10 protein-coding genes are annotated in these 9,467 nt (G+C 60.9%); 4 read left to right on the top strand and 6 right to left on the bottom strand.

The window, feature by feature from the left end; genetic code table 11:
- From VIE67_RS13085 to VIE67_RS13075, 3 genes are all read left to right on the top strand, one after another.
- Positions 1-202: SlyX family protein (locus VIE67_RS13085; RefSeq protein ID WP_332026887.1), on the top strand; the 202-nt coding region annotated here is incomplete at its 5' end.
- 243 nt (positions 203-445) lie between these two features.
- Positions 446-1,015 carry a DUF2058 family protein gene (locus tag VIE67_RS13080; protein ID WP_332026886.1) on the top strand — a complete coding sequence of 190 codons (570 nt, stop codon included), beginning with the start codon at positions 446-448 and terminating at the stop codon, positions 1,013-1,015.
- A gap of 468 nt (positions 1,016-1,483) precedes the next feature.
- Positions 1,484-2,041, top strand: a complete 558-nt coding sequence (locus VIE67_RS13075) for a hypothetical protein (RefSeq protein WP_332026885.1) — start codon at positions 1,484-1,486, stop codon at positions 2,039-2,041.
- A 48-nt stretch (positions 2,042-2,089) separates the two neighbouring features.
- On the opposite strand, the gene phbB (VIE67_RS13070) is transcribed toward VIE67_RS13075, so the two are convergent.
- From phbB (VIE67_RS13070) to gluQRS, 4 genes are all read right to left on the bottom strand, one after another.
- Positions 2,090-2,836 carry an acetoacetyl-CoA reductase gene (gene phbB / locus VIE67_RS13070; protein WP_332026884.1) on the bottom strand — a complete coding sequence of 249 codons (747 nt, stop codon included), beginning with the start codon at positions 2,834-2,836 and terminating at the stop codon, positions 2,090-2,092.
- A 109-nt stretch (positions 2,837-2,945) separates the two neighbouring features.
- Positions 2,946-3,437: a polyhydroxyalkanoate synthesis repressor PhaR gene (phaR, locus tag VIE67_RS13065; protein ID WP_332026883.1), complete on the bottom strand. Its 492-nt coding sequence runs from the start codon at positions 3,435-3,437 to the stop codon at positions 2,946-2,948.
- A 359-nt stretch (positions 3,438-3,796) separates the two neighbouring features.
- Positions 3,797-4,537, bottom strand: coding sequence for an acetoacetyl-CoA reductase (phbB, locus tag VIE67_RS13060; RefSeq protein ID WP_332026882.1), 741 nt, complete (start codon positions 4,535-4,537; stop codon positions 3,797-3,799).
- A 66-nt stretch (positions 4,538-4,603) separates the two neighbouring features.
- On the bottom strand, positions 4,604-5,488 hold the full coding sequence (gene gluQRS, locus VIE67_RS13055) for a tRNA glutamyl-Q(34) synthetase GluQRS (RefSeq protein ID WP_332026881.1): 885 nt from the start codon (positions 5,486-5,488) through the stop codon (positions 4,604-4,606).
- 152 nt (positions 5,489-5,640) lie between these two features.
- Between gluQRS and htpX the strand changes: the two genes are divergently transcribed.
- Positions 5,641-6,528 (top strand): protease HtpX, encoded by an 888-nt coding sequence (gene htpX, locus VIE67_RS13050; RefSeq protein WP_332026880.1) that lies wholly within the window; start codon positions 5,641-5,643, stop codon positions 6,526-6,528.
- 3 nt (positions 6,529-6,531) lie between these two features.
- Here htpX and VIE67_RS13045 read toward each other — a convergent pair whose 3' ends face one another.
- Both VIE67_RS13045 and VIE67_RS13040 read right to left on the bottom strand, forming a co-directional pair.
- Positions 6,532-8,595, bottom strand: coding sequence for an EAL domain-containing response regulator (locus tag VIE67_RS13045; protein ID WP_332026879.1), 2,064 nt, complete (start codon positions 8,593-8,595; stop codon positions 6,532-6,534).
- 148 nt (positions 8,596-8,743) lie between these two features.
- Positions 8,744-9,467, bottom strand: a 724-nt coding sequence (locus tag VIE67_RS13040; RefSeq protein WP_332026878.1) for a KamA family radical SAM protein, incomplete at its 5' end; no start/stop codon positions are given.

The raw sequence follows: 9,467 nt of genomic DNA, 5'->3' as shown, positions 1-9,467 counted from the left end.
CGAACAACGCCTGACCGAACTCGAAGAGCGCCTGTCGTTTCTCGACAACACCGTGCAGAGCTTGGATAAAGTGGTTGCGGGTCAGGATCGTGTGCTGACGGATATGCAGCGCGAGTTCGAGCGCCTGCGCAGCGAACTCGGTGGGATCAAGTCAACGCTGAGCCATGACGCACGCGACGAGCCACCGCCACCGCATTACTAAAGCTCAACTCTTGTTTCCCTTCTCCCGCGTGCGGCGACCCTAGGGAGTGCACAGCTGAGAAGGTGCCGAAGGCGGATGAGGGAAAGTTTTGTAGTATGGGTAGAGAAGCCCACCCGACTATTAGCGAGCCCTCCCCTTCAAGGGGAGGGTTGGGTGGGGATGGTGTTGGAGGCGATGGAGCGCAGTTTGATACCATCGATCTTCGCCACCAGAATCGAAACTGGGCTTTAGCCACGAACCCAAATGTCCGAATCCTTACGCGATCAATTGCTGAAATCCGGCCTCGCGCAGAAGCTCAAGGTCGAGTCGAAACCCGCGCCGGTGCCGCAGCAGAAAAAGCCGCAGCAAAGCAAATCGCCACCGCGACACGTCAGGCCGCAACAGCACGCACCGAAAAAACCCGCCACAGCGCAAGAGCCCAATCTCGCGCACGCCTACGCGCTGCGCGAGCGCCAGGAAAAGGAAGACCGCGAACGCGCGCAGCGCGAAGCCGAACGGTTGGCGCAGGAAAAGCGCGAACGCAAACAGAAGCTCGCAGCGCTGCTCAACGGCAAATCGCTCAACGCCGCCGACGCCGATGTGCCGCGGCATTTTCCCCACGGCAACAAGATTCGCCGCGTTTACTGCACGGTCGCGCAACTCACCCAACTCAACCACGGCGATCTAGCAGTCGTGCAGTTGGCGGGACGTTATCTGCTGATCACTCGCGAGATCGCACTACAGGCACAGGCGATCGATGAACACGCGCTGGTGCTGTTATGCGATCCGAATGCACCGCCCGAGGATGATGTGCCAGCCGATATCGTCTGGTAGGAGTTTCCTTTCGTAACACTTCGTTGACTTATCTTAAGTGTCGTTGGGTGTTCGTTGCCTAGGTCTCAAAATGTATACCTTTTGACGGTGAGATACGAGCATTCTTGTAGGCCTTTTGAGAACACGCCTTGAGTGACTGCGCGGGTTCACGAAAGACCCAACAAGTCACCTTCAAACGCGACAGAATTCGCCTACAATCCGCGCACCGGGTCCAGCGACGCAAACAGGGGTTGGACGTGCATGAGTGCGATGAATCTGGCAGCTGTGATTGTTCAGCAGGGCAAAGTCCTAGACTTCATCGATGGCCAGACTCAACGGGATAGAGACTCCAGAGGAATATGTTCGCCAAGAAATCGCTAAGTCACTCGTCCGCGAGTATGGATACCTAAAGAGTGAAAGTTCTTCCGTTTGACAGCTCGCGGAAAGGGGGATTCAGTGTCTTCAAATAAGCTGATATTGATAGTGGTCGTGTCCTACAGCGCCTATTTTTTTCTGCAATTTATATCCATCGGGAATGAAGATACTCTCTTATATTTAGCGGGCAATGCGATCATCGGAATTATGGTGATTGGATACTTGGCCAACCTATGCCTCGTCGCACGTCATTTTTTTTCCGATGCGCCGGAGTTTAACTCCTTCAAAGGCAGTCGTACTTTTGCCGGCATATTGTCGATGCTTGGCGTCGTCGTGCCTGTACTTGGTGTGCCAATCGGCCTGTGGTACTTAGCTGTTGGGCCGATTCGATGGCGCTCCGAATCGCGCATCAAGACTTTTCTTTCGCGCGCTAAGCCTCCAAGCATTTGCAAGTGGATCGACGATCAGATCGTGTCACAGCACCTTTGGGACCAACCGTGGCTATCGACTTCTTGGATGCCTCTATCTGCGACACAGAGGGAGGCTCTTCTTGCAGATTGTCTACCGACTTACCTGAAGAATCTACGCAAGCACTTGGAAGAGTATGACCACTCCAAACGGGCAATTCGGGCCGATTTCGTAGCCACACTGCGCGAAAGTGTAGGTCGCTGAGCGTTCCGCACTATTCGGCAAGGCCAACCCCCGCCGAGCTGCATATAACTAGAAATCCATAAAGTAACCGCCGTTCACCGGTATGTTCGCGCCGGTGATGAATCCTGACTCGTCGGCGGCGAGGAAATCGACGACGCGCGCGATTTCCGACGGTTCGCCCAGACGTCCGACCGGGATGCCGGCGACGATCTGGTTGCGCACGGTTTCCGGAATCGCCTGCACGAGGGCCGTGCGGCAGTAGCCGGGCGATACGCTGTTCGCGGTGACGCCTTTGCGCGCGACTTCGCGCGCGAGCGCCATGGTAAAGCCGTGCATGCCGGCTTTGGCGGCGGAGTAATTGGTCTGGCCGAACTGGCCGGTCTGGCCGTTGACGGACGAGATATTCACGATGCGGCCGAAGCCGCGCTCGCTCATGCTTTCGACGACATTGCGGCACATGTTGAACACGCCGTCGAGATTGATCTTGAGCACGTCGACCCACTGCTGCGGCGACATCTTGCGCAGGCTGGTGTCGCGCGTGATACCGGCGGCGTTGACGAGGATGTCGATCGGGCCGTGCGCGCTTTCGACGCGCTTGATCATCGCGGCGCAGTCGTCGAAATCGGCGACGTTGAACGGTTCGAAGAAAATGCGATCGGCGAATTCCGCAGTTTCCTGCTTGAACTCGGCGAGTCGCTCAGGACGGCTGCCCAGATCCGCAGCGACGACCGTGCGTCCGGAACGCGCGAGATGTTTGCAGATTTCAGTGCCGAGGCCGCCGATACCGCCGGTGACCAGCGCGATGCGCTTGCTCATGTAACCCCCATATGGATGATTATTCCGCGCCGCTACGGGTGTTGCGTCGCACTGCGCACGGAGATGCTGGCGCACTTTGCTGTGCGCAGCGGGAAATCAGGAAAACCACTCAGGACTTGCCGTCCTTGCTGCTGGCGGGAGCGGGCGCGCGTGCCGACGTGGCGGCGGCCTTGAGAAACCCGTCCTGCACCGACTTCCACAGGTCCATATTGCGCTCGGTCATGTCGTTGAGCATCGACCAGGGCGTCTGTCCGAGGATATTGTTGAGCTGACTGCGAAATTTGCCCTGTTGATCGAGAAAGATCTGCAGGCTCTTTTCCAGATAGCTGCCCATGAAGCCCTGCATCGAATCGCCGTAGAAGCGGATCACTTGCGAGAGCAGGCGGGTGGTGAACATCGGCTGCCCATCGCCTTCGTGCTCGGTGATGATCTGCAACAAGACTGTGCGCGTGAGATCGTCGCCGGTCTTGGCATCGCGGACTTCGAAGTCGTCGCCGTCGATCACCAGTTGACGCACTTCTTCGAGCGTAATGTAGCTCGAAATCTCGGTGTCGTAGAGCCGGCGATTCGGGTATTTCTTGATAATGCGTATTTGTGCCATGCCGCAAAATTAACAGATTGTGACGCGGCGCACCAGTGGATTTGCTGCGCCGCAAATGGCGTCAGGCATGGATTGGGCTGGTATCGGTAACAAAAGCGCTGTTGCAGGACGGGATTGCGCGAGCCGAAGCCCTCCCCTTCAAGGGGAGGGTTGGGTGGGATGGTGTAAAGAGAGTACGCGATTGCCAAGGGACAAGGTCGTCGCACGCACCATCCCCCTCCCAGCCTCCCCCTTGAAGGGGGAGGAGTGAAGCACGCAGCCTTTAGGCGCATGGTCCCTCGCGTCTAGGCGCCTGGTCCCTCACGTCGCCGTCGCGAGCTCGACGATGCCTCACCCGGCAATTGCCGCAAATGCGGCAATTACCAACCCATGTACTGTCCGCCGTTGATCGACAGGTTGGCGCCGGTGATCCAGCGCGCTTCTTCGTTGACGAAGAACTCGATCGCGTAGGCGATTTCGCCGGGCTCGCCGAGGCGGCCCACCGGAATCTGCGCGGCGATTTTGTTGCGCACATCTTCAGGCACGGCCATCACCATTTCGGTGGCGACATAGCCGGGCGAAACGGTGTTCACGGTGATGCCGAACTTGGCGTTTTCCTGCGCCAGCGAGATCGTGAAGCCGTGCATGCCGGCTTTCGATGCGGCGTAGTTGGCCTGCCCGTACTGGCCTTTCTGACCGTTGATCGAGCTGATCTGCACGATGCGGCCCCACTTGCGGTTGCGCATGCCGTCGATGATCGGGCGGGTGACGTTGAAGCAGGAATTGAGATTGGTGTTGATCACTTCCTGCCACTGCAAGGCCGACATCTTGTGGAAGGTGGTGTCGCGCGTGATACCGGCGTTGTTGATCAGGATATCGATCGAACCAAGCTGTGCTTCGACTGCTTTGACCATCGCTTCGGCCGAGGCGGGATTCGCCACGTCGCCGGGCACGATGACGACGTCCGTTCCGCCCGCCTTGAGTTTTTCGGCCCAGGCCTTGGCCTTGGCTTCATCGCGATAATTCGTGGCGACCTTGTGACCCATCCGCGCCAGGCGCTGGACGATTGCCGTACCGATGCCGCCGGTGCCGCCGGTAACCAATGCTATGCGTGCCGTCATGACTGCCTCCCAGGTTGGTTGTGGCGGCTTGCTGCCGCTCGGATTCGCTAGTGAGATTGTACACGTTCAGGCTTTGCAATCCGCCCCCGCCGCGAACGCGGAATGCTTGCGCAACTGGCTCAGATCGAAATGCGCGATCGCGCTGGCGAGCAGTGCCTGCGGGTTCGGTTCGACGCCACGCACTGCATCGCCGAGTCCAAGGAAGTCGAGCGCCGCGCGCAAGGCCGGCAGCGGATCGTGGCGATCGACCGGTCGCGCGCTGAATGCCTTGGACAGCTTCTGTCCATCGCTATCCAGCGCGAGTGGCAGATGCAGGTATTGCGGCGTGGGCAAGTCCAACAATTGCTGCAGATAAATCTGCCGCGGCGTCGAGTCGAGCAGATCGCAGCCGCGCACGATTTCGCTGATGTCGGCATCGGCATCGTCGACGACCACGGCAAGCTGGTAAGCAAACCAGCCCTCGACGCGGCGCAAGATGAAATCGCCGACGTCGCGCGCGAGCTGTTGCGATTGTGGGCCTTGCAAGAAATCGATGAAATGAATCTCGCGATCTGCGGCACGCACGCGCCATGCCGGTGCGCGCGTGCTATCCGGCGCAGAGACGCAAGCGCCGAGATGCAGGCCGTTGCGCGCTTCCAGATCGCTGCGGCTGCACCAGCACGGAAAGATCAGATCCTGCGCGCGCAATTGCGCGAACGCCTGTCGATACGCCGCTTCGCGCTGACTTTGATAGACGACCGGCTCGTCGGACACCATGCCGAAGGCGGCTAGCGTGGCGAGAATATCCTGCGTTGCGCCGGGAACCTCGCGCGGCGGGTCGAGGTCTTCTATTCGCACCAGCCATGCACCCGCACGTGCGCGAGCGCGCACGAAGCTGCCGACCGCGGCAATCAGCGAACCGAAATGCAGCGGACCGGTGGGCGAGGGCGCGAAACGACCGCGATAGGACATGGTGAACGTCGGTTGTCGGTTGGGAGTGCGGATCTTGAAAACGGTTTGAGTTTACCCAAGCTTCTGGTTCGTAGCGCGTCGACGGTGCGGTTATGGATGGCGCCATGTAATCTTGGCGATCGGGAATGATCGCAAACACCAAGAGGATCACCATGCTTCGCATCGTTCTGTTTCTGCTCACCAACCTCGCCATCATGCTGGTGCTCAGTGTCGTGGCGTCGATTTTCGGTCTCGACAGGTGGGCGTACACGCACAGCGGCATCAATCTCACCGGCATGCTGGTGTTTTGCGCGCTGTTCGGCATGGGCGGCTCGTTCATCTCCTTGCTGCTGTCGAAGACGATGGCCAAGATGTCGGTCGGTGCGCAGGTGATTGCCGAACCGCGCAACGCCAGCGAAAAGTGGCTGTTCGATACGGTCGGCCACCACGCGCAGAATGCCGGCATCGGCATGCCGGAAATCGCCATCTACGACGCACCCGAAATGAATGCGTTCGCCACCGGCGCGAGCAAGAATCATGCGCTGGTCGCGGTCAGCACGGGCCTGCTCAACAGCATGAATCGCGACGAAGTATCCGCGGTGCTCGGCCACGAAATCACCCATGTGTCGAATGGCGATATGGTTACGCTGGCCCTGATCCAGGGCGTGGTGAATACCTTCGTGATGTTCCTTGCGCGCGTGCTCGGCAGCCTGATCGACGGCATGCTTTCGGGCAATCGCGATCGCGAGGGCGGCGGCTACGGCATCGGCTATTTCGTCATCACGATGGTGCTGCAGACGATCCTTGGCGTGCTCGCAACGATGATCGTCATGTGGTTTTCGCGCTGGCGCGAATTTCGCGCGGACGCGGGCGGCGCACGTCTGGGCGGGCGCAACAACATGATTTCGGCCTTGCAGACGCTGTCCGGCAATCACGGCGACGCGCAGTTGCCGAAGGCGGTGCAGGCGTTCGGTATTTCCGGTCAGGGCGGGGTTTCGCGGTTGTTCATGAGCCATCCGCCGATCGAGGAACGCATTGCCGCGTTGCGCGCCGCCGCCTGAACGTCAGGTTTCCGCCACGACCTTTTCCTGCTCGCTGAGGAAATGGCCCTGGACAAAATTCACGCCGCACATGAACAGCAGCGACATGCTCGCGGCGTCTTCGACGAACTCGGCGACCGTGAGCTTGCCCGCCTGATGCGCCTGGCTGCAGAACCGGCGAATGAAATCCTGATGTTCCTTGTTCTTGGTCAGTTCGACCATGTAGCTGCGGTCGATTTTCAGATAGCTGGCGTCCACATGCTTCAATAGCTGGAACGAATTCAGGCCGGAACCGAATTGTTCCAGCGCGAAACCGCAGTGCAGTTGCTTCAAGCCGTTGACGAAGCTGCGCGCGGTCTTCAAATGGGTGACGACCTTGCTTTCCGGCATTTCGAACACCAGCGCGTCGCCGCGCACGCGCGCGTTCTTCAATTGCTGCGAGATCCACTGCACGAGACCCGGATCGTCGAGCGACTGCGCGCTGAGTTTGACGAACAGGGTCGTGCGTTTGCCCGCGTGCTCGCGCTCGCCCAGTTCCTTGATCGCGCTGGCGATGACGCTGCGGTCGATCGACGGCAGCAGGCCGTTTTCTTCGGCGACGGGCAGGAAAAGTTTGGGCGAGATGTCGCCCTTGTCTCCACGCAGACGCAGCAGGACTTCGTAGAACTCGCCCTCGGCACCGTGCAGGCTGACGATCGGCTGATGATAGAGCGCGAAACTGTTGTCCGCGATCGCCGCCTTGATGCGTTTCAGCAGATCGCGCATCTGATCCTCGGCGGCACGGTCGCGCACGCTCGGATCGACGATGCTGGCCTGATTGCCGCCTTGCTCCTGCGCCGCGCGCAATGCATTGCCGGCCTGGGTCAGCACGGTTTGCGCGTTGGCGTTCTTCTCGCCGATCAGGCTGCCGCCGACGCTGATGCTGGCGCCGACCGACTGATTGCCGATCTCGAAGATCTGCTCGTCGAACTTGCGGCACAGCGTCTGCGCGAGCGCACGCGTGGAGTCGGCGTCGCGCCCGCGGACGAGGACGGCGAACGTGTGCTCGCTCAAACGACAGGCCAGATCCGTCGTGTCGAGATTGCGTCGCAGCAGGTTAGCCATGTCGCCGAGCAGCAAATCGGCATTGCCGATGCCGATCGTGTCGAGCAGCTTGCGGAAGTCATCCGGTTCGACCAGCAGCAGGAACTGGTCGGAGGCGCTGCTGCCGACCGCGGCGATCATGCGGTCCAGTTCGGTCAAGCCGTATTGGCGGTTGTACAGATCGGTGACCAGATCCTTCGAGCGCAGCGCGTCGATCTCGAGTGCGAGCTCGGCGCTGGTGGTCTGCTGGCGCAGCACCACCTGCTGGCAGGGCTCGCCTTCAAAGCTCGCACCGGTGAATTCCATCACCGCAGCGAACGTCTCGCCGTTCGAGCGGCGCACTTTCACATCGAGTTTCGGCGGCGGCTTTTCGCCCTTGGAGAGGTTCTTGAGCAGCTTGCGGAATCCGGCCGCGCTCTCCGGCGCAATCATGTCGAGGATCGAGACGCCCTCGATTTCCGCAAAATCCGAGTAGCCGAAGATATCCAGATAGGCCTTGTTCGCGAGCACATGCATGCCTTCATGCACGTAGGCGATGGGGTCGCGCGAGGACTCGAGCAGGGCATCGCAGCGGCGTTCCGACTCGCGCAGGCTTGCCTGCAGCCGACGCACGCTGCGGCGCATATTGAGGCTGTCGAACTCGCGGCGAATCACCGCGACGAACTGCTCGGTGCGTGTGCGCAGGGCGACCGCGCTGGCGCCGTCGCGCAACGCGTTTGAGATCTCGTCTTCGTTCAATGCGTCGAGGATCGCGATCAGCCCGATATCCTTGCCGCCGCGACCGGCCGCCTGTGCGACGTCCGCGAGCGACAGCGAAGCGGAGGTGCTGACCAGGATCAGGTCAGGTGTCTGCGCTTGCAGGTGGGTGTCCAGTTCGGCGGCATCGCACGCATGCGCCGCACGCACGCCGATGCTGGCATTGCGCAGCATGCTTGAAAGTCGCTCGGCGTCTTCCAGCGAATCGTCGACCAGCAGCAGCTTGATGGCTTCGGCAGGTTTGCTCATTGGGCGATGTGACTCATGCGGCGATCGTCTCCCCTGGAAATAAATCCGGGCTGTGTAAACGCAGAGCCCGGAATTGCAGACGCGATCCGTGTTGTACGCGAATCCCGCGAACTGTGCCAGACGCGGCCGGCGCGATGCGCGACCGGCGTCACAAGGGCAGCTTGTAAGGCGCCCCGGCGACCTCGCGCACCAGGCGTGGCAGCAGGTATCCGGGCAGGCGCGCGCGCAGGTCGTCGATCAGTTCGCGGGCGCGTCCGTCAGGCACGGCGAAATGCGCTGCGCCCGCGACCTGATCGAGCTGATGCAGATAATAGGGCAGGACACCGCAAGCGAACAAACGCTCCGACAGCGCCGCGAGTGCGTCGGCACTGTCGTTGACACCGCGCAGCAGCACGGCTTGATTGAGCAGAGTCGCGCCCGTCGCGCGCAGGCGCGCGCAGGCAGCGGCGACGTCGACGTCGAGTTCGTTCGCGTGGTTGGCGTGCAGCACAATGGCGACAGGCCAAGGCACGTTTGTCAGCCAGCGTAGCAGCTCGTCGTCGACGCGTTCGGGCAGCACGATGGGCAGGCGCGTGTGGATGCGCAGGCGGGCGAGATGCGAAATGGTCGCCAGCGCGTCGGTGAGCTCGGCGAGCTTCGGCGTCGCCAGCGATAGCGGATCGCCGCCGGAAAGGATCGCCTCGCTGATCGAGGCATCGGCGCGCAGATGTTCGATCGCCTCATGCCAGCCATTCGCCGCCGCGGTTTCTTCCGCGTACGGGAAATGCCGGCGGAAGCAATAGCGGCAGTGCACGGCGCAGGAGCCCGTGGCGATCAGCAGGGCACGGCCCTCGTATTTGTGCAGCACGCCGTTGGCTGAGCGCGCGGCCAGA

This window comes from Rudaea sp. (assembly GCF_036560865.1).
Lineage (GTDB): Bacteria > Pseudomonadota > Gammaproteobacteria > Xanthomonadales > Rhodanobacteraceae > Rudaea.
Note: the sequence above shows the minus strand (reverse complement) of the source record. Positions and strands in the feature narration are given on the sequence as shown.